The following is a 23,140-nucleotide window of genomic DNA, read 5'->3' as shown; positions in this document are numbered from 1 at the left end:
TGTTCCCAGAGCCGCAAACAGCGGCTCTCGCCGTCACTGAAAAGGACAGATCCCATGAGCATCACCACCACAACCCACCTGAACTTCCGCGGCACCGCCGCTCCTGCGCTTGAGTTCTACCAGTCGGTCTTCGGCGGCAACGTCACTGCCGCCACGTACGGCGACTTCGGGATGCCGAAAGACGTGCCGGGGGCGGACAAGATTGTGTTCGGCCAGCTTGAAACCGCGGACGGCTTCCGTCTGATGGCCTACGACATCCCCGGCCAGGACACTACAGATCCCGCCGGGACCGCCGGAACTACCCGCCGGGAAAACGGCACCACCGTCACCGACCGCACCTTCTTCCAGTCACTGCGCGGGCAGAGCATGGAGGAAGTGGAGAAACTCTGGGGCGCACTGGCCGACGGCGCGCAGATCATTGAGCCGCTCGCTGCTTCGGCGTGGAGCCCGGGGTTCGGAATGCTCACGGACCGTTTCGGCGTGACCTGGGTGATCGACGTCGAAGCCCCCTACAACGGCTGAGCTGTAAGCACGGTCCCCGGGCGCCGCGGTGTCCGGGGACCTTGTTACAGTGGCGGGGTGAGAACGCGCCCCTGCAGCGAAGTCGATGTCTTCTCGGATGAGCCCTACCGGGGCAACGCACTGGCGGTGGTCCACGATGCCGACGGTCTCAGTGCCGAGCAGATGCAGCGCTTCGCGGCGTGGACCAACCTGTCAGAGACTACGTTCCTCCTACCCCCGAGCAGCCCCGAGGCTGACTACCGGGTGCGGATCTTCACCGGCAAGGAAGAACTGCCGTTCGCTGGCCATCCCACTCTGGGAACGGCCCGGGCCTGGCTCGACGCCGGCGGGCGCCCCGGGGTGGACGGAACGGTTTGGCAGGAATGCGCCGCGGGGCTGATCCCGGTCCGGGCCGACGGGGATTCACTGGCTTTCCAGGCGCCGCCGCTGACCCGCTACGGTCCGGTTGACGAGCCGCTGATCCACCGGCTGGCGGACATCCTGGGGATCCAGCGGGAGAAAATCCTTGCGGCGTCGTGGCTGGTGAACGGTCCGCAGTGGATTGGGGTCCGGCTTGCCTCGGCCCGGGAGGTCCTGGACCTGCAGCCCGATCCGGGGAAAGCGGGCGAGCTGGAGATCGGTGTTGTGGGACCCTACGACGCCGCGGGTGAGGCTGCCTTTGAGGTGCGTGCCTTTGTGGGCGGAGACCCCGTATGGGAAGACCCGGTAACGGGCAGCCTCAACGCGGGCCTGGGGCAGTGGCTCACCGACGCGGCTAACGCGGCACCGCCCTACACGGCGTCGCAGGGAACCGTCCTCGGCCGCCGGGGCCGGGTGCATATAAGCCAGCGCGACGGGAAAATCTGGGTAGGCGGCCACGTCACGAGCTGCATCAAGGGAACCGTCCGGCTGTAAATCCGGCAGGTCGAGGCACGTCCGGCCGTTCGCCGCAGAAGACTGGTTGCACACCGGTTGCATGCACTGCAAGATACCGGTACCGTGCAGTGCATGACACCTACCGCTGAGTCCATTCTGACTCAACTTCGCAAAGGCACAGTGGACTACTGCGTCCTCGCCTGCCTGCGCTCCGGGCCCGCGTACGGGCTGGAGATCGCGGAGCGTCTCGGGGAGGGCGAAGTGCTGTTCGCCAGCGGGGGCACCCTCTATCCGTTGCTTTCGCGTCTGCGGCAGCAAGGCTGGGTAATCACAACGCTGGAGCCGTCACCGGTTGGGCCGCCCCGCCGCTACTACCACCTCACCGATGCGGGCGAGAGCGCACTGAAGGTCTTTACCCGGACCTGGCACCAGTTCGCCGCAGACGTTACGACCATGATTAAGGAAACCTCATGACCACCACTGAACCGATGCCGGCACTGCTGGAGGCCTACTTCGCCGATCTGGACCGGGCGCTGATCGGCACTGACCCGCGTGAGCACGCAGAGACGGTCCAGGCAATGCGCGAGGATGCAGCGGAGATGCTCAACCGGTACGGAGCATCGGAGGAGACCGCCCAACGCGTCATCGCGGATTTCGGTCCTGTCGAGCAGATTGCCGCGGCCGCCACGCCCGCACCGGCCGCCCCGTCTGCTCCCGCAAGTTCCTGGCCCGACATCTGGCTCCTCGTGGGCTCCATTATCGGCTTGGTGTACTTCCTCTTCCCGTTGATCTCGGTCGCGATGCTCATCTGGGCAATCGTTCGGCTGAGGCGCCATGTTGGGAGCCGGGCCCTCCAGAAGGGTGCCCTGTGGGTATCTGGCCTAGCGGTCTTTTGCGCGGCGTTTTTCTTCATCGTCCGCTTTTCCAGCTTCTGGTGATCCCGCGGCGGTTATTTGATGCCGAAGTCGTAGCCGCCCTGACGGTATCCAAACCGGTCCCGCAGGAAGTTGCCGCTGGTGGTCAGGTCCGCCGAAGAGCGGCGGTGCCGGCTGGCGTGCAGCGTGCTGGCCTGCCCGGACAGGAGCTCAAGCTGCTCAACGAGTTCCTGGTTGGGGGTCCGCCCGCTCGCCTGCTTGCTGTCCAGCATGTTGGCCGGGATGGCCAGATAGCTCCGCAGGACACTGGGCAGGTAGTCGCGCACGGTGGCCGAAAGTTCGTACTCGAACTGCGGATCGCCCGAAGGCTGCCGCGTTTCGGCGTCGATCACCGAGTCCAGCGTCCGGCATATTTCCAGGATGCTGGCATACGCCTCGGCCGGAAGCCGGTTCCTGTTCTGTTTGGCTACTGAGGATGTCCATTTCAGGGCCGGTGACAGTCCCAGTGTTGAAGAGGCTGCCCCAGCCGGGGTGTCGGCGGGCTGCTCGGCCGCGGGGAACGGGGCCATGCCGTCGCGCTGCCAAGTGCGGGCCCGCCGATGCAGCCAGAGGTCGCGAAGGTTGTAGGACCGGGTGCCCGACACGGCAATCATCCCAAGGACCACAAAGGTGGTGAGAAGGAAGGACATGGTGTCCGCGGCGGCGACGGCGGCCAGGACCAGGCCGACATAAAGGGCACCCTCGAGAATCACTTTGATGTTCCTCCTGCGCACGCCGATCATCAGCACCAGCAGCGGCAGGAACGGGAAGAAGAAGAGCGCGACGGCGACCTTGAAGATGTTCCCCAGAGTAAGACGAGACATCATGATCCTCTCGTGAGATGAGTGCCGGCGGTGCTGCCGGCACTCGCCCGGATTCTGCGGGCGGTGGGGCGGCTGCACTGTTGCCAAGCTCCATTTCAGTCTAGCGGCGAACATGCCGGCGTGGGCGGGCGCGGGCCTTGTGTTCGCTCCCAGCACCCGCCCCGCCCCGCCGGCCGTTTGCTCAGGCCGCCGCGTCCATCGCATCCAGGATCCGCGCCCTGAGTTCGTCCGGCCCCACATGCCGGCGGACCAGGGCCAGGGCCGACGGGTCGGCGCCGCGCAGCAGCCCCAGAAGCAGGTGCTCCACGCCGATGTAGCCGTCCCGGCGCGCCGTCGATTCACGCAGGCTGGACGTCAGGACCGCTTTTGCCGCGGCAGTAAACGGAATATGCCCGCCGCCCAAGCCGAAACGGCGGCGCCGCGGAGCATTGGCGGGTCCGGCAGCGTCCAGGGTGCCCTCGCCAAACTGTGCGTCGACGGCGCGGCGCACCTCCTCCAGGTCGATGCCCAGTGACCCGAGCGCTGCGGCGTCGTTGTGCTCCTCACCCTGCCCCTGCAGTTCCGAGCGCAGCTGGGTAGAAGCGAGCCCGTACCCGCCCAGCAGGGCAGCCATGGGCGGTGCGGACTTCTCCGCCGCCGCAACTATGCCCACCAGCAGATGCGCCGGAAGGATCTGGGTTGCGTCCAGGGAGCGGGCTTCCTCCTGGGCGTTGATGACGCCCTGCCGGGCCTGTTCAGTAAACCGTTCAAACATGGCGCTACTTCGCTTTCCGGTTGTATTTCTGGTGGACGGCCTGCTTGCTGATGCCCAGCTGGTCCGCGATTGCCTGCCAGGACCAGCCCTGTGCGCGGGCGTTGGCCACCTGAACGGCCTCGAGCCGGTCACGCAGCCTGCCGAGGGCGACGACGGCGCGCAGGCCGGTTGCCGGATCGGGACTGGCCGCCGCGGCGGCCGTTTGTGAATGGTCTTCCATGCCGTCAACTGTGATTGACGGTTCGGGCAGTGTCAAGAGGGATTGACAAACTTTCCCGCGAGCGACGACGGCGCGGGCGGCTGGGGGTCGCGAAACGAGAAGGCAAAAATTACCGTTGTCGCGCTCGAAAAGGCACGATTTACCGTTTTTCGGCCGGAAAACGGTAAATATTGCTTTTTCGTGGGGGTATCCGGCAGCCCGCAGCCCTACAGGTAGACGCTTTCGCCCAGACCCAAGCGCCGGATCTCGATCCCTGCGCGCCGGGCCTCGGCATCCAGGACGGCATCCAGCACCTGAAGGCCCGCCTCGTTCAGCAGCCCGTCATGAAGCGGATAAATTTGCTCACTCTCCGCACCCCGGAGGTAGGCAATCAGGTCCGGCACCGTCAGCCACGGTGCCTGTCCGGGAGCGAGGAGCACCGGCGCCGCCGTGGGCCTGCTCCTGGCAGTGGTGTGGGTTTTCCTGCTGCGCTACGTACCCGAAGAGGCGCAGTTCATTACGGACTGGGAAAACATGGGTCCGGCCACCTTTATGCCGGGCCGCTCCGACCTGTGGCGTGCCTTCGCCCCCAAGGCTGCCATGGCGCTGGGGTTCCTGCTGGTGTTTGGCCTGGGCGGCGGGTGGGTGCTGGCAGGGCGGATGCTCGCCCCGCTGACGCACCTGACGAAGGCCACCGACACTGCGAGGAACGGCTCGCTTTCGCACCGGATCCGGCTGGAGGGACCCAAAGACGAGTTCCGCGAACTCGCCGACAGCTTTGACGCCATGCTCGAACAGCTTGAGCAGCATGTTGCCGACCAGCAGCGTTTCGCCGCCAACGCCTCGCACGAACTGCGCACGCCGCTGGCAATTTCCCAGACACTGCTCGAAGTGGCCCGGAATGATCCGGACCACAACCATGAGCGGCTCTTGGAGCGGCTTTATGCGGTCAATACGCGCGCCATTGACCTCACGGAGGCGCTCCTCCTGCTCAGCCGAGCAGAACGCAAGACCAACACCGGCGAATCCGTCGACCTGTCTCTCCTCCTGGAGGAAGCAGCCGAAACGCTCCTTCCGCTTGCCGAAAAACGCGGCATCGCCCTCTCCAGCTCGGGTGATGTTGCCCTGGCCGGCGGCTCCCGCGCACTCCTGCTGCAACTGACCATAAACCTGCTGCACAACGCCATCGTGCACAATCTGCCCGAACAGGGCACCGTGTGGATCAGGACGGAGACCCGGGCCTGGACGGTGGTGCTCAGTGTCGAGAACAGCGGGGAGGAACTCTCCAGCGAGCTGGTCTCGACACTGACCGAGCCCTTCCAGCGCGGTACCGAACGCCTTCACACCGATCTCGCCGGCGTCGGCCTGGGCCTGGCAATTGTCAAAACCATCACGCACGCACACGACGGAACCCTGACTATTACCCCTCGCGCCGCAGGGGGCCTCCGCGTGGAGGTGCAACTGCCCGCCCTGCGGCCGGCTCCTCAGCGGGCACCGGATGATGCCGGGGTGTCCGGCCGGCCGCAGGGCTAGCGCTTACTCGCCGTCGCCCCCGCGGGAGGCGGCGATTTCCAGGACGCGGTCGCGGCAGAGCCGCCAGCCGAGCATCAGCGCAGGGATGATGACCACCAGGGAGGCTATGGTCCAGGTGCCCACAGGTGAATCGAAGGCCATCAGGATCAGCACTGCGAGCAGGAACGCCAGCGTGATCCATCCGGTGACGGGGGCGCCGGGCATCCGGAATGCCGGGCGCTCCAGGTCACCCTTCTTAGCCCGCTTGGTGAGCTCCATCTGGCACAGGACGATCATGGCCCAGGTGCTGATGATGCCCAGCGACGCCACGTTCAGCACAATTTCGAAGGCATCGGCCGGGACCACGGCGTTGAGGATGACGCCGAGCAGGGCCACCACGGCGGTCATGGCGATGCCGCCGTAGGGGACGCCTGCCTTGTTCATCCGCGCCGCGAACTTCGGGGCGGAACCGGCCACGGACATGGAGCGCATGATGCGGCCGGTGGAGTACAGGCCGGCGTTGAGCGAGGACAGCGCCGCGGTCAGGACCACCAGGTTCATGATCGCGTCTACGCCGCCGACGCCGATGGAGCCGAAGAAGGTGACGAACGGGCTTTCCCCGGCGTGGTAGGAGCTGTAAGGCAGCAGCAGCGAGAGCAGGACCAGCGTTCCGACGTAGAACACGGCGATACGGATAACCACCGTGTTGATGGCGCGGGGCATGATTTTTTCCGGGTGTTCCGTCTCGCCGGCGGCGGTGCCGATGAGTTCGATCGAGGCGTAGGCAAACACCACACCCTGCATAACGACGACGGCGGGCAGCAGGCCGTTGGGGAACAGGCCGCCGTTGTCGGAGATGAGGCTGAAGCCAACCTGCTGGCCGTCCACCGGAGTACCGAAGATCACGAAGCAGATGCCCACGATCAGGAAGGCAACCAGGGCCACCACCTTGATCAGGGCGAACCAGAACTCCAGTTCACCGAACACCTTGACGCTGATCAGGTTCAGGCCGAGTACCAGCAGCAGGGCGGCCAGCGCCCAGCTCCACTGCGGCACCTCGGCGATGGGCGCCCAGTATTTCTTGAAGAAGTTCATGTACAGCGCGACGGCGGTGATGTCCACGATCGCGGTCATTGCCCAGTTCAACCAGTACAGCCAGCCCGACACGAAGGCGGCCTTTTCGCCGAAGAACTCGCGGGCGTAGGAGACGAAGGAGCCGGTGGTGGGCCGGTGCATGACCAGTTCGCCCAGGGCCCGCAGGATCATGAAGGCGAAGAAACCGCAGACGGCGTAGCTGATGACCAGTGACGGCCCTGCCGTGGCCAGGCGCCCGCCGGCACCCATGAACAGGCCGGTGCCGATGGCGCCGCCAATGGCGATCATCTGCACCTGGCGGGGTTTGAGGCCCTTCTGGTACCCCGCATCCTCGTGCTCGATGCTGGTTTCGGCCGTGCGGTCGGGAGCCTTTTGCTCCGGGCTGGCCGCTTGCTGTGTCATCGGTCGTTGTCCTTTTGTCTATGTGATCCGGCCGGGTTGCCGCCGGAGTTAAAAGCCGCAGCGGCAGGCGTTGAAGGGCGTTGGCATGCGCTTACTTGTGCCCTCTGGTTGTTCGGGGCACTAACAAATGCACCCGTAGACTATGGCACCGGTCACAGCCCAGCGTCAAAACGGAAGCATGGTGACTATTTGCCGCAGCGGCGTTTACGGGCGCCCCCAGCTGTCCAGGGCGGTGGTGATGCTCTCCACCAGGCGGTTGAAGCTGCGTTCGAGGCTGTTGGGCAGCTCAAAACTGCCCATGGTTTCGAGGGAAACGAAACCGTGGAGCGCCGCCCGCAGGAACCGGATTCCGTCAACGGCATCCTCCCCAGTCAGCTGGTAGCCCGCCAGGACACTGTTCATGACCTCCAGGAAAGCGGCTGCGACCTCAGCTTCCTCCGGGTCCTCGCCGGCCACGGGCAGCATTGTCAGGGGGTACTGGCCGCGGTGCTGCAGCGCCCATCCGCGGTACGCGACCGCAATGCCGATGATCGCCTCGTCCCTTGACCGGCCGATGGCTGCCTGGGTGATGGCGCGTGTCAGTGAACGCTTCGCCAGGAGGATAACGCCGCGCTGGAGGCCGGCCACGCCGTCGACGTGTTTGTACAGCGAGGGCACCCGGACGCCGAAGCTTTCCGCAACCGCTGCGAGGTTCAGGCCCTCGCTGTGCGGCTCGTCCAGCATCTGTGCCGCGCGTTCGACGACGGCGGCCGTACTGAGCCCGGCCCTAGGCATGATCGGGTTCCCCGAAGATGCCGGCAAGGAACGGCAGCATCAGGTCCAGAACCTCATTGGGCGTTTGCGCATGGGGGTAGTGGCCCGCTCCCTCGATGACCTCGAGCCGGCCGAGGCCGGCGGGGAGGTCGGCGATGATGCGTTCGCCCTCGGCGCGGGGGTCCGCCCAGTCCGGGTCGGCGGAGCCCTGGATGATGAGGACGGGGGAGGCAACATCGGCGAGGCGGGCACCGGCGTCGACGGGCGTGGTCTTCATCATGGCCTGCAGGACCTTCATATGCCCCGGGTCCTGCATGGTTGCGGCGATCCGTGACCGTTCGGAAGCCCAGTCGGCGGGCTTCACAGGGATTGCGGTGTCGAGGTACTTCAGCCAATTCGCCACGTTCCCGCGGAGCATGGTGAGCATCAGCTGGACCGAGGCGGCGCGGTAGGGCTGGACGCTGAGCATGCCGGCCAGGTCCATGGACTGTTTCCGAGTGAACGGGGCAAGCTCAACGACGCCGGCAATCAGGTCCGGGGCATCAGCGGCCGCGATGGTGCCGGCGCCGCCGCTGATGGACTGTCCCACGAGAACCGCCGGCCCGCCGAGGTGTTTCACCAGCGCCACGAGGTCCCCGGCGATGTCCGTTCGGCTGTAGCCGGGCCAGTCGGTGCTGGACTCGCCGCAGCCGCGGATATCCAGGTTGGCAACCCGGTAGCCGGCGGCGACCAGCGCCGGCATAACGAAGCGGTAGGAGCGGCGGCTGTCGCCCATGCCGTGGGCGAGGACCACAAGCGGGCCGTCCCCCTGCAGGTCGTAAGCGAGGCGGTGTGATCCAATGCTCATGTACTCGGTCATGATGTGCCCTCCGGCTAGGTGTGTACGGCAAAGCTAACATCCTTAGCTACAAAGCACAACGGGTTAACCATTCAGCAAACGGCAGCTGTTGCTGCCGGGCCGTGGTCAGGCCGGTGACGCAGTGGCTGCCCCCAGATGCAGGGTGTCGGCCCGTTCCGCCGTCGACGCGGCACCGGACTTGCGCCGGCCGCGTGCCGCATGCAGGCCCAGGGCGCTGCCCGCTGCAAGAACCCAGCACAGGAGAATGAGGACCGGCGCCAGAGTGCCGCGCCCGCCGAAGTAGCTCGTGTCGGTGATGGCACGGAATGCGGCACCCGGCGGTAGGCCGGCGCCGATGCGGGCGATCGCGGCCGGCATCAGGAAGGCGCTGACGGTGGCGCCGCCGGCGGCGTTGCCCAGCGTGGTGAACAGGAGGGTGGAGATGATGTTGCCGAAGGGGCCCAGCAGGCTGGCGAAAGCCAGGGAGGAGAATGAGACCCCGATGCCCAGCAGCGTCAGTATCGGGATCACCGCCACCGCAGGGGAGGGGACGGCCCCGTATACCGGCCCGGCGAGGATGGCGGCTGCTGCGGCAATCGCCACCGCGCCGGCCACGAGGGTTAGGACCCGCCAGCGGAGCCGGACGAGGGCGGCAACCGAGTACATGATCTGCGCCAGGATGAATGAGGCGAGGGTGACACCGAAGACGAGATAGAAGCCGGACAGTCCCTGCAGGTCCTGCCGGGCGAGCGGTACGGCGTCCGTGGTGGACACGATCGGCAAATGTGCCGCTTCAGCCACCCCTGCGGCCATGGCGCTTGCCGCCCCCACCGCACTGCGCCCGTTAGCCCCGGCCGTGATCAGATCCAAACCCGCCGCATCGGAACGGGGTATCAGCGCCGCCACGGCCTGATGCTCTTGGAGCAGCCGCCGGGCCGCCGCCTCGTCAGCGGCCGGAACCACGGCCGCGCTCGCGCCCAAGGCACGGGAGGCGCCGTCGGCCAGATCCGTGCCCACCACCACCAGGGGCAGATGATGCGGCTGCGGGTCCCGTTGAAGCCCCACATATAGGCCGACAAAGGCGGCGGCAACTAGGGCCGTGACGATGATCTGGCTCCCCAGCATGGCCACCAGGCGGCCTCCGGTTGGTCCCGGCGATGGCGTGGCGGGCTTGGATAAGCTCATGATGTCCCCTTTAGGTTGTAATCAACTGATTACTTAACAAGTAATCGAATGATAACCTCAATGCATGGATAAGCAAGCCCCCCGCCAGACTGTTCCCCGTTTGTCCGCGGCAGAGCGGCGCCAGGAGACCCTGGGTGCGGCAGCCGAGGTCTTCGCGCAACACGGCTACCACGGTGCGACGACGGACCGGATCGCCCGTGAAGCGGGCATCAGCCAGGCCTACGTGGTGCGGATGTTCGGGACCAAGGAACAGCTTTTCCTCGCGGTTATTGGCCAGTCCCTGGATTTCATCCTGGACGAATTCCGCAAGGCCCTGCCCGGGGATGAGTCGTCAAGGTCGGAGCGCCTGGGTGCCGCGTACATCCGGCTGGCTGAGCAGCGCGGCGTCCATCTTCCCCTGATGCATGCCTTTGCGATGGGCTCGGATCCCGTGATCGGGGCCGCAGCACGTGCGGGTTTTGTTCGGTTGCTGAAATTCCTGCTGGAGGAAGCGGAGCTGGCCCCCGATGAGGCCGACGGCTTCATTGCCCGTGGCATGCTCGTCAGTACCCTGATGGGCCTGCGGATGGAGATGGACCCGGACCCCGCAGGCAATCAGCTGGCCGAGCGGGTGTTAAGGAAACCCCGCCCGGCCACGCATGCACGATGATGCGCCGGTAATACTAGAAGGGGGCGGCACCGGACCTGTCGATGAACGTGCCGGTGGGGCCGGAGCCGCCGCGGGTGGCCAGCTCCACGGTGGCGTCCGTTCCCTGGCGTACCGTCTGGGTGCCCTGCTGCCGGTTGAAATCAGTGGCGGTGTAGCCCGGGTCCGCCGCATTAATGCGCAGCTCCGGGAACGCCTTGGCATACTGCACGGTCAGCATGGTCACCGCGGACTTGGAGGAGGTGTACAGCGGCATCACCACGGTGGACTCGACACGCTCCGGGTCGTGCGCAAAGCCGAAGGAACCCACTCCGCTGGTGACGTTCACAACCGTTCCCGCGGCGGACTTCCGCAGGAGCGGCAGGAAAGCGTGCATCATGCGGACAATGCCCACCACATTGGTGCCGTACACCGCCTCTGCATCGGCTGCCGTCAGTTCCTCCGCCTTGGCGTAGGGTCCGGGAATGCCCGCGTTGTTGACCAGGATGTCCAAGCCGCCGGCAGCTGCCACCGTCTTGGCGGCGGCCTCCACGGAGGAATCACTGGTGACGTCGAGCTGGACGAACATGCCGCCGAGTGCCTCGGCCGCTTCCCGCCCGCGGACTTCATCGCGCGCCCCCATCCAGACGGTATGCCCCGCTTCGAGGAGACGGCGTGCTGTTTCATAACCCAGGCCCTTGTTGGCGCCGGTAATCAGTGTTGTTGTCATGGCCTTAGTCTTGATCCGCTGCGGACTGATGTCGTGGCACGGGCCAGCATAGGGACTGCCAATGCCACCCAGAACCGGTTTGCGGCTGTCACACTCTAGCCATGCAGGATTCTGACTTGGGTGCCCTTCTCCGTTCCTGGCGGAACCGGCTGCAGCCGGCGGACGCGGGCCTGCCCGTTTACGGGTTCCGGCGGGCGCCGGGGCTGAAGCGGGAGGAGCTGGCCCAGCTGGCAGGTGTCAGTGTTGATTACCTGGTGCGCCTTGAGCAGGGCCGTGCCCGCCGGCCCTCCGCCCAGGTGGCGGCGGCACTGGCACGTGCGCTGCAGCTGAGCGACACCGAACGCTCGCATCTCTTCGAGATTTCCGGGCTGCTTCCGCCCGGGCCCGGAGAAGTTCCGACGCATATCCCGCCCGGCGTGCAGCGGCTGGTGGCGAGGCTTGGTGAAGTACCGGTGGCCGTGTTCACCGCCGCCTGGGACCTGCTGTCCTTCAGTCCGCTGTGGGCGGCCCTTCTCGGGGAGCCCATCCCGCCCGACAAGGGGCGTCCCAATCTCCTGCGCTCGCACTTTGCCGGGCGAACGCTGGGCAGCAGCGGAATTCGGATCATCTGTCCGAAGGACAGCTTGGAGCTTTTTGAAGCATCCCTGGTGTCGGACCTGCGCCGCGCTTACGGACGGTACCCGCATGACCGCAGGGTGCAGGAGCTGGTTACTGATCTGGCTGCGTCCAGTGAACGGTTCCGTACACTGTGGGACAGCGGAACCGTCAGCGAGCACCAGTCCGAAATGAAAGTGGTGCAGAACGCCGTCGTCGGGGATGTGGAGCTGGACTGCGACATTTTCACCGTGGCCGGCACGGACCTGCACATTGTCGCCTACACGGCTGCCGCCGGATCCGAGGCGGCAGGAAAACTCGATTTCCTGCGCGTCTCGGCTGTCACGGCGACGGCACTTCAGCTGGACGGTTGAGCGGAGGCCCCCGCGCCGGCCGCGGCCGCGCTCACCAACCGCCGCGGGTGGGCGTGTGTCCCTTCCGCGCGTCATCGGGCATCGGCATTTCCGCACGCAGGCCCAGCAGCCGGATGGGACGACCGGGCTCAATGGCGCCGGCCAGGTCCAGCGATCGGGCCAGGACCTCGTCCCGGTCAAAGGTTTCCGGGATTTTCCGCGCGTGCGTTTTGGTGGTGAACGGTGCGTACCGGACTTTCAGGGTCAAGCCGATCACCGGACGGCCCTCGGCCGCGACGTCCTTCAGGACATTCGCGGCCAGCTCCCGGACGGCGGCTTCCACCTGTGCCGGCTCGGTAAGGTCCTGCTGGAAGGTGGTTTCCCGGCTGTGCCCGCGCGCCACCCAGGGCGTGTCATCCACCGTGCTGGACCCGTCGCCGCGGCCCAGCTCCGCGTACCACGGCCCCATCTTCGGGCCGAACTCCGGCACCAGGGCCTGCGGATCGGCAGCGGCCAGCTCCGCAACGGTGCTGATGCCGAGTTTGGCCAGCCGGCCGGAAATCTTGGCGCCGACACCCCACAGCTCCCGGGTGGGGCGGGCACCCATCACCTCCAGCCAGTTCTCCCGGGTGAGCCGGAAGACGCCGGCGGGTTTGCCCAGGTCGGTGGCGTTTTTGGCCCGGACCAGGGTGTCGCCGATGCCCACGCTGCAGTGCAGCTGCGTCTGCTCCAGCACGGCGGACTGGAGGTGCCGGGCGTAGGCTTCCGGATCTTCCGTCTGCGTGCCGACAAAGGCTTCGTCCCACCCCAGCACCTGTACGACGGCGCCGGGTTGGGCACGCAGGGTGGCCATCACGACGTCGGACGCGGCCAGGTAGGCTTCGGTGTCCACGGGGAGGATGACGGCGTCGGGCACCTTGCGGGCGGCGACCCGCAGCGGCATCCCGGAGCCCACGCCGAACGCCCGCGCTTCGTAGGACGCGGTGGAGACCACGGCGCGTTCGGTCGGGTCGCCCCGGCCGCCCACAATCACCGGTTTGCCCGCCAGTTCCGGGCGCCGCAGCACTTCAACGGCCGCAATGAACTGGTCGAGGTCAACGTGCAGCACCCAATGGTTTCCGCTCACGCGACCAGTGTGCCGCAGGCGCGGCTGCCGCGACCAGCAGAATCACCGGATGCTGCACTCCGAAAGACGCCTAGGCGAAGTGGGTTGCCACCTTGGAGGCGGTGACAGATTCCACCAAACGCTCGGCCAGTTCGCGCAGCTTGATGTTCTGGTTGCTGGAGGCGCGGCCGAGGATGGCGAAGGCCTCCTCCTGGCTGCAGCGGTTCTGGCCGGCGACAATGCCAACCGCAACGTCAATGGCGGTGCGGGATTCCATGGCCTTGCGCAGGTTCTCACCCATGTCCTGGTGGTTGGCGATCTGCACGGCAACCTGAAGGGTGATGGCAGCTTCCTCCGCATACTCCTGAACGCGGCCGGTCAGCTCTTCCGAGAAGATCCCCTTGGCCCGGGCATAGAGATTCAGGGCGGCGCCGCCGTCGTTCCCAATGAGCAAGGGCACAGCAAGCATCGAGTGATAGCCCCGGCTGCGGATCTCTTCGAAATACTCCCGCCAGCGGGGGTCCGTGCCGGTGTCGTCCACCAGGCTTCGTTCATCAGTCTCCGCCGCGTGCAGGCAGGGCCCGTCGCCGTACCCGTACTGCAGCTCGTCCAGTTCGATCGCCTCCGGCCCGCTGGTGGCCACGGTCTGGGCGTGTTTGTCCCGCTTGAGGGTAATGCTGCAGAGAATCTTGGTCGGGTCACTGAACAGGTCAGCCGCATGGACGGCAAAGGCCTCCAGGAACGGACTCACTACCGGGTGGTCGAGAATAAGCTTCTGCAGTTGCGCGGCGACTGAGGTTCCCGGGGTATGGACTGACATGTTCTAAGCCTATCCAACACGCCGAAAGCGAGGAGGCCGGGCCATCCCTTGGGGATGGCCCGGCCTCCTGCCTGCAGCTACTTCTGCTCGTCGTCCTTGTTGCCGCTCATCTTGTCCTTGACCTTGTCTTTGGCCTGATCAACCTGCTCGGGATGATCCTTGGCCGCGTCCTTGGCCTTGTCTGCCATGCCGCCCAAATCTGCCATGGGATTCTGCCTTTCCTCACTGGGGGTTGAGGCTCAGGTCCAGCTGCCTCGGTGGGTATCACCCATCCTGCACCCGGCCGCGGCCGGGCGTAACCCCCGCACGGTCCGGCACCGGACCTTACTTCCCTTGACTAAGCGTTTTCCACGCGGATGAGGATCTTTCCGGTGGTGCCGTTCTCGACAGCGTCGTGCGCGGCAGCGGTTTCCTCCAGCGGGAACCAGGTGAGCGGGAGCCCGGCGGATTCACCCACCGGCAGGACGCCGTCGCGCAGAGCTGCGGTGATGTCCTCTGCCGCGGCGTGCTGGGCCGCTTCACCGACGGTGTAGATGAGCACACCCTGCCAGCGGACGTTCTTGGCGAAGCTGGCGACGATCGGAGCGGTGAATTCCTCGCCGTTGTTGTTCGCGTAGTAGGCGATGCTGCCGTGGTTGGCGATTACGTCCACGTCGAGTGCCGCGTTCTGCGCGGGGGAGACCTCCACGATCTGGTGGACGCCGTCCGGGGCGATCTCGCGGATCCGGTCCGCCTCGGCGTCGTCCGGGTAGCGGACAATGTGCTGGGCGCCGGCAGCGCGCGCCAGCTCGGCCTTCGCATCGCTGCTGACCGTGGCAATCACGGTGGCACCGGCCCACACGGCAAGCTGGATGGCGGCGTGCCCGACAGCGCCGGCCCCGCCCTGGACGAGGACGGTCCGTCCGGCGAGGGCGCCCGGGGCGAGCCGGGTGGGACCGTCTTCATGCACGGTCAGCGCGCGGTGCGCAGTCATGGCCGGGACGCCGAGGCTGGCCGCGACGTCGAATCCGATGCCCTCGGGCAGCTTCACCGCACGGTCGGCCGGCAGGATCGTGAATTCCTGCGCGGTGCCGGTGGGGCGGCCGTGCGCCGCGAGGTAGATCCACACCCGGTCACCGGGCTGCAGGTCAGTAACCCCTTCGCCGACGGCGTCAACGGTGCCGGCGCCGTCCTGGTTCGGCACCACCTCGGGGAAGGCAAGGTTTCCCGCGGCGCGGGCCTTCCAATCGGTGGGGTTTACGCCGGAGACCGCGACGCGGACCCGCACCTCCCCCGGACCGGGCGAGGCGACGTCGCGCTCCTCGAGCGTGAGGACGGATGAGGGGCCTGTGGTGGAGTACACGATTGCTTTCATTGGCGGTACAAGGCACGGCGTCCTTCTTCTATTCCCGCCCGGAATGAAAAAGTCAGCACACTGTCCGTTATGCTACCTACCGATGCGGCGGATCCGCCGTTGAATACGTCAGTTCTATGGGGGGAAAGAGAACGTGTCTCAAGAGACCAGTTACAGCAATTCCGGAGGATTCCAGCCCGCAACTCCGGCACCAGCCAAGGCCATGGCTCCGGCACGGGCGAAGACGGTGGAAACCGCCTTCTGGCTCCTGCTGGCTGCAGCGGCTACGGTGCTGATCCGCATTCCGGTGGCGATCGTGACCGCTAACCAGGACCGGTACAAGTCCCAGATGGAGCGCTCCCTCGGGCCGGAAAACGCTGAGATCTGGGCCAATAACCAGATCGAAGGTTTTACCACGGCGGGCATCATCACCGCCCTCATCCTCATCGCGTTGGCACTGCTGTCCCGGATGGGCCACGGCTGGCCGAGGATTGTGCTCATTGTGGTTGTGGTCCTGACCGCGCTGAACACCCGGGTGCAGTTCTCCGGGAGCCTCGTGGATGTTTACGAGGTTGCCTGGGTGACGCTGGTATCCGTTGTCCTGACCCTGGCGGCAACCGTGCTGTTGTTCCTGAAGCCGTCCAGTGACTACTTCAAGGCCAGGAAGCAGCACCGCAAGAGCAAGGCAGCGGCGCAGGCCTAGGCCGAGCGTGGACTGCGGCCGTCCGGTCAGCCTGCGCGGCTGCCCGGACGGCCGCGTCCGTTCTGCGGACGTAGGCTGGAAGCATGCGACACGAAACCCTGTGGGAAGCCAAGAAGCGACAGAATCCGGGACACTCGGCCTGGTACATCTCCCGGTTTGAGCAGATGCGCCGCGATGGCGCTGATCTGCACGGCGAGGCCCGGCTGGTGGATGCAATGCTGCAGCGGGGTGCCCGGATCCTCGACGCCGGAGCAGGTCCCGGACGGGTGGGCGGGGAACTGGCCCGGCGCGGCCACACGGTCGTGGGCGTGGATGTGGACCCGGAACTGATCGACGCCGCCCGGCAGGACTTCCCCGACGTGCAGTGGTTCGTAGGCGACCTGGCCGAGCTGGACCTGCCCGCCGCGGGCGTGGCCGAACCCTTTGACCTGATTGTCTGCGCCGGAAACGTCATGACATTCCTGGCGCCGGGCACCGCCGTCGACGTGCTCACGCGGATGCGGAACCATCTGGCCCGCGACGGCCGGATTGTGGTGGGCTTCGGCGGCAACCGCGGCTACGCGTTCGACACGTTCTTCGACGACGCCGCCGCGGCCGGACTGCGGGTGGAGCAGCGCTTCGGCACGTGGGACCTGCGGCCGTTTACGCCGGAGTCTGATTTCCTGGTGGCGGTGCTGGGCCGGGCCTAACCGCCGGCTTTGCCCGGACTGCTAGTTCTTTTCGAGCACCACGGCGGTGCCGTTTGCGGTAACCGCAAAGAGGAAGGGGAGATACAGGGTGCCGCCGGAACTGGTTGCGGTCTCGGGATCCATGGTCAGGTAATCGAAATCCACGCCGATCACGGCGTTGCATCCGAGTGCGTAGGCCTCCTCCTTCAACTTGGCGAGGGCGGTTTGCCGGATATCGGACAGGCCGGCCAGCAGGTCCGCACCGACACTCTTGTTCACGCCGCTAAACCAGCCGTGCCCGAAGCCGGGTAGATAGAAAGGCCGGGGGGAGAGGGGCCGGATCGCAGATCAAGGGATTCCGGGCCCTTCCGTCGTGTGCCCCGAAATTCCCTGGGTGCGCGTGCGGCGGCCTCCGCCGCGCGCTCCCCGGCCGCCGCAAGGACACGCTGCGCGTCCACCACACCCAAGCCAAGGTCACCGGGCCGCCGACAACGCGCCCCCGTCAGAAGATCGTTGGCCAACACGGTAATGCGGCCTTTACCAGCCAGAAGGACACCGCCGGTATTTTGGGAACTTATGAGGACGCGAGAAAGGGGCCGAGTCCTTCCGCGGAAGACTCGGCCCCTCACCGGTAATGCTAGTGAAGAAGCGTCACCAGTTTACCGTCGCTAGGAGGAGGGCGGCTCCTATGAGAGTGCAAACCACGGAAGCGGCATAATATTTTCGTCGTTGCGATGGTGTCCCTCCCATATGGGAGGGAAGAACCGCGAGCGATAGTGCTGTGAGGCACAAAAGGGCAGCGGGTATTAGATACCACCAGATCACGGCTGTGCCGCTCCCGTCACCTTGCCAATACCTGCCCCCACGAGTCCTCCAGCAACGAATGCCCCTGTTCCTACAGCACAGGCGGCACCTACGTCTCCTAGAGACGTTGACTCCCCATCGATGGCATTGCCGATTCCTTCACCTAGGGCACCGGCTAAACAACTGCCGGCAGCGCCGGCGACCCAGCCACCTATAGAAGTTTTCAAACCTACACCTATAGCAGTGCCTACAGCGCCCACTACGGCGTCGGCTAGTCCTCCAACAGCGTCTCCCAATGAGAAGAGACCGAGTGGGTCAGAGTTGTTGACGGGATCGTTAGCTGCGTACGCATGGCGGTTGGCATTAGCCGGGTTAAGGGGGGTGTCCAGGGTGTCCATTTGAGTCCACCGTCCGATGCCGGGGTTGTACCAGCGTTGGCCGTATTTCACCCACCCCGTGGCCCGGTCTTGGAGCCCGATCTTGAAGGTGTACGGGTTCTGCGGCACGCCCAGGCCCCCAGAGTCTTCGGTGAGGGCGGGCCTGCCGTAGGGATCGTAGGCATAGGCGAAGGCCACATACTTGCCGCTGGTGATCAGGGCGGCAGGGTTACCGGTGCCGTCGTAAACATACAGGGACTGCATGCCGGAACTGGTACGCAGCATCAGCGGCTCACCGGTGACCGGATCATGTTCCACATAGGCGGTGAGGTTGTCCTTCTTCAACTGCTCAATCACCGGTAGTCCCTGCGCGTCCGTGCGGCCGTAGGTGAGCTGATAGGTGCCCTGAGGCGTGGTCTGGGACAGCAGCTCGTTCTGGGCTGGGCCTGCGTACTTGTAGGTGTAGGCCTCCCCGCCAACAGTGGCCGTCGTCATCTGTTCGGCCCCGTTGTACCTGTACGTCCCGGAGGGGTCGGCGGTGAGGTTCCCGGCGCCGTCCTTTTTGGGCACGGCGGGATAACGCTATGGACATGATGACCCCCGAAGAAATCGAGACTGACGCGGAGGCTGATTGCTCCGGTGAGTGCACGCTAAACCCGGCGTTATGCGCTTGTCTGCGGCGAGACAGTACCTGTCTTTGCGAATAGAAACAGGTGTTTTCCCCATGGTGGTCTTCCGCCCCTCTCAAGAGGCACTAACACGGAAACACGGAAATCTGTGTTCCTGTGGGATGGCGATCAGGTGTTCTGGTGCGACGAGTTGAGCGTTTACTTGGAAAAGGGTCGTAAAGTTCGTGGCAGGGCGGGGCCCCAGCAGCGCTCAAAGATTTCTTCTCGGGATGAAACCCACCGTATCCGTGAGGCGGAGAAGAACGGTTACAGCCCCAGCAGTCGGGGCCGGATCAGCAAAGTCATCGTCGAGGCCTATCAAGCAGCCAGCTCCTAAACAGGCCGGCCCGCTTCCGCCCTTACGGATAAGCTCGGAAAGCTTTCCCCGGAGAGGACTGACATATGCGCTGTTATCGGCTTTTAATCACATCTCCGGAAAATTCATCCAGATACCCCAAACCGTACGAATGGTTCAGAGCGGGTGATCCCAATGGTCTCGGTACAGTGAGCGCATGATTACTTCTGGGTTTAAGGCCCTTTCCGGTGTCGCTCTTTCCGCTCTGCTTCTCGCCGGCTGCGCCGCGCCGGCTCCCTCAACCGCAGAGGAGACTTCCGCCCCAGCGGTTCCGACACCGTCGGCACCAGCGACTCCGGCCGTGAAGATGACTGATACGGAACGTGTGGCCGCGGCAGAGGCCGCAGTTCAGGCTGAACTCCCCGATGCTCCCATTTGGAAAGGTATGAGCTTTGAGGGGGTCATCGTCAATGAATCCGAGGTCTGCGTTGACCGCACCTACGAGCCAGGAGGGGGCCTGGATGGTCTTGGTGGGAGTGCTGGCTATGTTGTCGTCAGGTTCCCAATGGTCACCCTGGGAGAGCCTCAGGACGGACTTTGCGCAAGCTATCTACCAACAGACGAAAAAGTACAGGCCCCTGTCGACGTGCCCTCTGAGGTGGCTAAAGATCCCGGTCTGATGGTCAGCACCACATTCGGAGATGAGTGGCCGCTGACCGTTCCTTATGTAGTTGCACACTGTGAGGACATCACAGTGTCAGGACGATCCCTCCAAGTGGCGACCGTAGATGATTCAAATGGCAAGACCTACGCAGTAAACGGAACAGCCAAGGATCACGGCAACTTTCTCGACATTGATCCGATTTGGGCGTCGAATCCAGATGTTTCCGGGCTAAAAAAAGACATCAGCCCGGTCATTGATGCCGCTCTTGCGCTCTGTGATTAATCTTCCCAAGAGCAGGACTCGTGTGGGCCGTATCGGAGGTTGAAGCGTCGTGCGTCGGCGAACGGTCGTTTTCCAACATCGGGAAATGGCATAGTCCGACCGTGCCCGGAAGCCCCTGCAGTATGTTTTGCTAAGCGGTCCAGTCGCGAAGCAGGTAGTAGGAGTCAGGTTGGATCCGCCTCTCTCGACGAGAGGCAGCTCCAACCGGTACGGATCAGCCCATCCCCACGGTGGATCCTGCCTTTGACTTGGTTGCTTTGCTCGTCGAGTTTGAAGGGAGCTTCGCTCCCAGCTCTATTGCTGAAGCTCGACGCGTCATAGAACCTTTTCACAACCTCTGCCTCCTGGTGGGAATTGTGATCATTGTTGCTCATTGAGCTAGGCCGGTGCGTCACATACGCCATAGAGGGATCCCTGTACGGTCGGCCTGGGAGTCCTCGGCTTGCGAGAGCTTTGCTCAAGCGTCAGCCGTCGTCCCCGGCAAAGTAATGTTCGACGATTGGCCACCAGTGTCGGTCGGCTAGCTCTAATCGGGCACGGTCAACTCCAATCCACTCTCCAACAGCAATCGGTTGTTCGGAGCTGGCAACTAGAAATACGGGCACGTGAGCCCAGGGCACAGGGTAGATGTAGTTGGAGTTGGGAGTCGAGACCACATTTCGAACAAAGCCAATGCAGTGGACCATGACGTCAGCTTTCTCGAAAATCTCCCATATCAGTCGCGAAGTACCTAAAGATAGGGACTCGCGGCTAGATCGGTCGTACAAATAACGGGTCGGGAGATTTAGTCCTCTGGTAGTTGGAACACAGAAGAATTCCGGCTCCTGGCCTAGGATCCGTCGGATGATGAGCAGCCGCGTGACCACTGCTGGCTCTGCGGCAGGACAGTTGCTTCCCACCCATGTTTCTGCTGAGCAGCCAGGCGGCAACCAATCGGTCCCGACAGTAACGCCAATCTTCTGCAGCTCTGTCATGAATTCATGCTACGGGTGGCTGCGCCTGCATTCGAGGCGACATGACGTCCCTCCCGCCGAAGTGTCCGCAAGCCGGTCTAAAGGTCAAGTGAGAGTCCGTTGAAAAGTGTGCTGTCAAGGATCCCTAAGCGGGACAACTGGCCAGTTTCGCCACCTTCCCCGGCTCTTGTCAGGTAGATCGGCGGGGCACAATAAGGCCGTTGTTTCGTCACATGCTCTGATCGGGTTTGGACTCAATGTCACACGCCTACAGGTCCTCTTTGAGGAGCTGCTCAGAGTCATCAAACAGGTCCGGCCGTACCCGACGCGCAATCTCTTCAGCTATTGCGGCCACAGTGTACTGACTAGTGGACCTGGCGACCTTGTCAGCTAGCGAGGGGCTTTCCGCCATGACCTCGTCTCTTGTTACTTTGTGCCAGATCGGAAGAAGATTCTGCTCGCCTGAAACCGAGCGAGTTACCATCCCGTCCAGCTCGTATTGAGGCCATCCTTTTGAGAAGAAGTGCTCAGATAAAATGACTACTCCGAAAGCGCTCCGAGCTAGACCTTGGTCAATTTTCCTTCGCAGGCTGTCACCGATTCCCATCTGAAACTCGTCGAACCAAACTCGTACGCCGAATCCTTCAAGCGCCTCTCGTAGGGGACGGGCTACGGCGACTTTATCCTCACTGGCGTGGGAGATGAAAACATCCCACACCTCGAGAGAGGCGTTGGATGTTACAGCCGGCGGAAGCTCCGCCCGTACCTGAGAAAGCGTAGATGGCTTCGCGCTACGTGCGACAGGCAATGGTGGCGGATCTACAGACACTGATGACTTCACCCGAGCGTTCGCGGCCATGCCGATGAGGTCAACTGTCACGTACCAATGTCCATCACGAGGCACCGTCATCCGGTGGGGGGACCTTTTGACGAGCCCTCCGCCGTGTAGACGGTGCCGCCTTCCTGCTTTATAAGCGGAGAAATTGGACGAATTAAGTAGGCGCACGTTAGCGGCGCTGCCCTTTAGGGTGACCACAACCGTGGATCCGCGCTTAACCTGCTTCAGATCGTAGCTTTGAAAGTTTGCCATACTGGTCCCCCTGATTGCGTTGAACCCAGTGTATGAGCAAAAACTGACACAACTGGAGATGGCGACGCCGGACCTGATGAGTAAATGGTTCTTGGAGTTTGCATGAGAACGCCCGTAAGCCGGTGGCCAAATGCGAATAGAGTATGACGGTGCCTTCGCTTCTCAACCGGCTCATCTATGTTGATGACTCCGGCAACCCTCGGTCAGGACTAGTCGTATATGGATGGGTGGAGTTCACTCCCGACCATTGGCCCTCCGCCCTAGGTAACTGGCTGCAGATGCGTAAACGCCTTTGGCGAGAGCACAGGATCCCTCTCACTCAGGAGCTGCACACCACTGAGTATGTAAACGGGCGCGGCCGTATTTCCACGCAAATCCCGGATCGGCATATCCACAACGGAGTCGAGTATTGGAAAGACTTCGGACGGGAGGTTGCTTTGGAGTGTCTGGAAACGCTACGAAACACCGAGGGACTGAGTCTTGGAGCGGTGTACCGAAAAGGGAAACCCGAGGACATCGCGCACACGCGCCAGCAGGCCTATGCGGCACTAGTTGATCGTCTGGAAGCGGAACTGGCACGATCCGATTCATTGGCGCTTGTTTTCATGGACGGTGACGGAAGCGACACCTCATACCGCAGCACCCACCGGAACCTGCGGCTCAGTCAGCGGCGCGTGATCGAAGACGCGATCCACCTGGACTCCCGAAGCTCACAGCTCGTGCAGATGGCGGACCTCGTGGCTTGGTGCGCCAACTCTTCGATAGACCGGCATCCGAGGAACGAGTTTGCCTGGGAGTGGTTTGAGAAGTACCTCAGCGAACGGGATCCCAGACGCAGCCCGCAAGAAATATGAGTCGGTTAAACAGCTAGACCCCCTGATCCACGTGTGTGGGGGGGTCTGCGCTTATGACTATAGCTGTATAGAAAACTTGTTACAAGCCAAAATATAAACCTAGAGTTCGCTGAAAAGTTAGATACGGATTCCTGGAGGTCCCCAGCACTAGAATTCATGAGACGTGTTCTACGTGCCCCTTTAGCGTAGGGATTGCCCGTGCCGCGGTGTGAATCGCCCCCGGTTCCGTTTCAGGGTCGGCAATGCCGGCTCTGTTCCCCCGGAGCGCACGCCAGCTGCAGACTACCTTCAGGATCTAAGTCACCAGCCGTCGCCCCAACCTATGTGTAGCAGCGGGGCAGCGGTAAAGTTCCGCCGGTGCGGGGCTGT

28 protein-coding genes are annotated in these 23,140 nt (G+C 64.1%); 12 read left to right on the top strand and 16 right to left on the bottom strand.

The window, feature by feature from the left end:
* The first annotated feature begins 54 nt into the window (after window positions 1-54).
* The 4 genes from LJ754_RS14940 to LJ754_RS14925 all read left to right on the top strand — a co-directional run bounded on the left by LJ754_RS14940 (window position 55) and on the right by LJ754_RS14925 (window position 2,315).
* The gene (locus LJ754_RS14940; RefSeq protein ID WP_227927176.1) at window positions 55-522 is read left to right on the top strand and encodes a VOC family protein; all 468 of its coding nucleotides are present in this window, start codon (window positions 55-57) and stop codon (window positions 520-522) included.
* Window positions 523-579: 57 nt separating this feature from the next.
* The gene (locus LJ754_RS14935) at window positions 580-1,416 is read left to right on the top strand and encodes a PhzF family phenazine biosynthesis protein (RefSeq protein ID WP_227927175.1); all 837 of its coding nucleotides are present in this window, start codon (window positions 580-582) and stop codon (window positions 1,414-1,416) included.
* 93 nt (window positions 1,417-1,509) lie between these two features.
* The gene (locus tag LJ754_RS14930; protein ID WP_227927174.1) at window positions 1,510-1,851 is read left to right on the top strand and encodes a PadR family transcriptional regulator; all 342 of its coding nucleotides are present in this window, start codon (window positions 1,510-1,512) and stop codon (window positions 1,849-1,851) included.
* Complete coding sequence (locus LJ754_RS14925; protein ID WP_227927173.1) at window positions 1,848-2,315, top strand: hypothetical protein; 468 nt, start codon at window positions 1,848-1,850, stop codon at window positions 2,313-2,315. Before LJ754_RS14930 ends, LJ754_RS14925 begins: the two co-directional genes overlap by 4 nt.
* An 11-nt stretch (window positions 2,316-2,326) precedes the next feature.
* On the opposite strand, the gene LJ754_RS14920 is transcribed toward LJ754_RS14925, so the two are convergent.
* The 4 genes from LJ754_RS14920 to LJ754_RS14905 form a co-directional block, all read right to left on the bottom strand.
* Entirely contained in the window at window positions 2,327-3,115 is a 789-nt protein-coding gene (locus LJ754_RS14920; protein ID WP_227927172.1) for a hypothetical protein, read from the bottom strand.
* A 181-nt stretch (window positions 3,116-3,296) separates the two neighbouring features.
* Window positions 3,297-3,869 (bottom strand): Clp protease N-terminal domain-containing protein, encoded by a 573-nt coding sequence (locus LJ754_RS14915; protein ID WP_227927171.1) that lies wholly within the window; start codon window positions 3,867-3,869, stop codon window positions 3,297-3,299.
* A gap of 4 nt (window positions 3,870-3,873) precedes the next feature.
* The gene (locus LJ754_RS14910) at window positions 3,874-4,089 is read right to left on the bottom strand and encodes a helix-turn-helix domain-containing protein (protein ID WP_227913337.1); all 216 of its coding nucleotides are present in this window, start codon (window positions 4,087-4,089) and stop codon (window positions 3,874-3,876) included.
* Between the two features lie 206 nt (window positions 4,090-4,295).
* Window positions 4,296-4,508: a hypothetical protein gene (locus tag LJ754_RS14905; protein WP_227927170.1), complete on the bottom strand. Its 213-nt coding sequence runs from the start codon at window positions 4,506-4,508 to the stop codon at window positions 4,296-4,298.
* Between the two features lie 10 nt (window positions 4,509-4,518).
* Between LJ754_RS14905 and LJ754_RS14900 the strand changes: the two genes are divergently transcribed.
* Entirely contained in the window at window positions 4,519-5,601 is a 1,083-nt protein-coding gene (locus LJ754_RS14900) for a sensor histidine kinase (RefSeq protein WP_227927169.1), read from the top strand.
* 3 nt (window positions 5,602-5,604) lie between these two features.
* Here the strand turns inward: LJ754_RS14900 and LJ754_RS14895 are convergent, their stop codons facing one another.
* The 4 genes from LJ754_RS14895 to LJ754_RS14880 form a co-directional block, all read right to left on the bottom strand.
* Complete coding sequence (locus LJ754_RS14895; protein WP_227927168.1) at window positions 5,605-7,077, bottom strand: amino acid permease; 1,473 nt, start codon at window positions 7,075-7,077, stop codon at window positions 5,605-5,607.
* A gap of 204 nt (window positions 7,078-7,281) precedes the next feature.
* Window positions 7,282-7,851 carry a TetR/AcrR family transcriptional regulator gene (locus LJ754_RS14890; protein WP_227927167.1) on the bottom strand — a complete coding sequence of 190 codons (570 nt, stop codon included), beginning with the start codon at window positions 7,849-7,851 and terminating at the stop codon, window positions 7,282-7,284.
* Window positions 7,844-8,689 carry an alpha/beta fold hydrolase gene (locus LJ754_RS14885; protein WP_227927166.1) on the bottom strand — a complete coding sequence of 282 codons (846 nt, stop codon included), beginning with the start codon at window positions 8,687-8,689 and terminating at the stop codon, window positions 7,844-7,846. The genes LJ754_RS14890 and LJ754_RS14885 overlap by 8 nt, the downstream gene beginning before the upstream one ends.
* A gap of 105 nt (window positions 8,690-8,794) precedes the next feature.
* The gene (locus LJ754_RS14880) at window positions 8,795-9,853 is read right to left on the bottom strand and encodes a hypothetical protein (protein ID WP_227927165.1); all 1,059 of its coding nucleotides are present in this window, start codon (window positions 9,851-9,853) and stop codon (window positions 8,795-8,797) included.
* A 64-nt stretch (window positions 9,854-9,917) separates the two neighbouring features.
* On the opposite strand from LJ754_RS14880, the gene LJ754_RS14875 reads away from it, so the two are divergent.
* Window positions 9,918-10,502, top strand: coding sequence for a TetR/AcrR family transcriptional regulator (locus LJ754_RS14875; protein WP_227927164.1), 585 nt, complete (start codon window positions 9,918-9,920; stop codon window positions 10,500-10,502).
* Window positions 10,503-10,515: 13 nt separating this feature from the next.
* On the opposite strand, the gene LJ754_RS14870 is transcribed toward LJ754_RS14875, so the two are convergent.
* Window positions 10,516-11,208 carry an SDR family NAD(P)-dependent oxidoreductase gene (locus tag LJ754_RS14870; RefSeq protein ID WP_227927163.1) on the bottom strand — a complete coding sequence of 231 codons (693 nt, stop codon included), beginning with the start codon at window positions 11,206-11,208 and terminating at the stop codon, window positions 10,516-10,518.
* Between the two features lie 101 nt (window positions 11,209-11,309).
* On the opposite strand from LJ754_RS14870, the gene LJ754_RS14865 reads away from it, so the two are divergent.
* Complete coding sequence (locus tag LJ754_RS14865) at window positions 11,310-12,176, top strand: helix-turn-helix domain-containing protein (RefSeq protein ID WP_227927162.1); 867 nt, start codon at window positions 11,310-11,312, stop codon at window positions 12,174-12,176.
* Between the two features lie 31 nt (window positions 12,177-12,207).
* Here LJ754_RS14865 and LJ754_RS14860 read toward each other — a convergent pair whose 3' ends face one another.
* The 4 genes from LJ754_RS14860 to LJ754_RS14850 all read right to left on the bottom strand — a co-directional run bounded on the left by LJ754_RS14860 (window position 12,208) and on the right by LJ754_RS14850 (window position 15,434).
* The gene (locus LJ754_RS14860; protein ID WP_442860337.1) at window positions 12,208-13,281 is read right to left on the bottom strand and encodes a DNA polymerase IV; all 1,074 of its coding nucleotides are present in this window, start codon (window positions 13,279-13,281) and stop codon (window positions 12,208-12,210) included.
* Window positions 13,282-13,351: 70 nt separating this feature from the next.
* Window positions 13,352-14,080: a GAF and ANTAR domain-containing protein gene (locus LJ754_RS14855; RefSeq protein WP_227927161.1), complete on the bottom strand. Its 729-nt coding sequence runs from the start codon at window positions 14,078-14,080 to the stop codon at window positions 13,352-13,354.
* A gap of 77 nt (window positions 14,081-14,157) precedes the next feature.
* A complete protein-coding gene (locus tag LJ754_RS16875; protein ID WP_269439735.1) occupies window positions 14,158-14,286 on the bottom strand; it encodes a hypothetical protein in 129 nt (42 codons plus the stop codon).
* A 131-nt stretch (window positions 14,287-14,417) separates the two neighbouring features.
* The gene (locus tag LJ754_RS14850) at window positions 14,418-15,434 is read right to left on the bottom strand and encodes an NADPH:quinone reductase (RefSeq protein ID WP_227927160.1); all 1,017 of its coding nucleotides are present in this window, start codon (window positions 15,432-15,434) and stop codon (window positions 14,418-14,420) included.
* Window positions 15,435-15,567: 133 nt separating this feature from the next.
* Here LJ754_RS14850 and LJ754_RS14845 point away from each other — a divergent pair, with 133 nt between their 5' ends.
* Both LJ754_RS14845 and LJ754_RS14840 read left to right on the top strand, forming a co-directional pair.
* Window positions 15,568-16,116 carry a hypothetical protein gene (locus LJ754_RS14845; RefSeq protein ID WP_227927159.1) on the top strand — a complete coding sequence of 183 codons (549 nt, stop codon included), beginning with the start codon at window positions 15,568-15,570 and terminating at the stop codon, window positions 16,114-16,116.
* 83 nt (window positions 16,117-16,199) lie between these two features.
* On the top strand, window positions 16,200-16,805 hold the full coding sequence (locus tag LJ754_RS14840; protein ID WP_227927158.1) for a class I SAM-dependent methyltransferase: 606 nt from the start codon (window positions 16,200-16,202) through the stop codon (window positions 16,803-16,805).
* Window positions 16,806-16,826: 21 nt separating this feature from the next.
* On the opposite strand, the gene LJ754_RS14835 is transcribed toward LJ754_RS14840, so the two are convergent.
* Both LJ754_RS14835 and LJ754_RS14830 read right to left on the bottom strand, forming a co-directional pair.
* Window positions 16,827-17,063, bottom strand: a complete 237-nt coding sequence (locus tag LJ754_RS14835; protein ID WP_227913055.1) for a YbjQ family protein — start codon at window positions 17,061-17,063, stop codon at window positions 16,827-16,829.
* A 542-nt stretch (window positions 17,064-17,605) separates the two neighbouring features.
* The gene (locus LJ754_RS14830) at window positions 17,606-18,535 is read right to left on the bottom strand and encodes an RHS repeat-associated core domain-containing protein (RefSeq protein ID WP_227927157.1); all 930 of its coding nucleotides are present in this window, start codon (window positions 18,533-18,535) and stop codon (window positions 17,606-17,608) included.
* A gap of 207 nt (window positions 18,536-18,742) precedes the next feature.
* Here LJ754_RS14830 and LJ754_RS17060 point away from each other — a divergent pair, with 207 nt between their 5' ends.
* Window positions 18,743-18,970, top strand: coding sequence for an Lsr2 family DNA-binding protein (locus tag LJ754_RS17060; protein WP_442860336.1), 228 nt, complete (start codon window positions 18,743-18,745; stop codon window positions 18,968-18,970).
* Window positions 18,971-19,145: 175 nt separating this feature from the next.
* Window positions 19,146-19,874, top strand: coding sequence for a DUF2511 domain-containing protein (locus LJ754_RS14820; RefSeq protein WP_227913057.1), 729 nt, complete (start codon window positions 19,146-19,148; stop codon window positions 19,872-19,874).
* Window positions 19,875-21,095: 1,221 nt separating this feature from the next.
* Here the strand turns inward: LJ754_RS14820 and LJ754_RS14815 are convergent.
* On the bottom strand, window positions 21,096-21,917 hold the full coding sequence (locus LJ754_RS14815; protein WP_227913058.1) for a DUF1883 domain-containing protein: 822 nt from the start codon (window positions 21,915-21,917) through the stop codon (window positions 21,096-21,098).
* Between the two features lie 143 nt (window positions 21,918-22,060).
* On the opposite strand from LJ754_RS14815, the gene LJ754_RS14810 reads away from it, so the two are divergent.
* Entirely contained in the window at window positions 22,061-22,771 is a 711-nt protein-coding gene (locus LJ754_RS14810; RefSeq protein ID WP_227913059.1) for a DUF3800 domain-containing protein, read from the top strand.
* Window positions 22,772-23,140 lie beyond the last annotated feature (369 nt).

This window comes from Arthrobacter sp. zg-Y40, assembly GCF_020731535.1.
Taxonomy (GTDB): domain Bacteria; phylum Actinomycetota; class Actinomycetes; order Actinomycetales; family Micrococcaceae; genus Arthrobacter_B.
The sequence above is the reverse complement of the archived record's forward strand: the minus strand, read 5'-3'. Positions and strand labels throughout refer to the sequence as shown.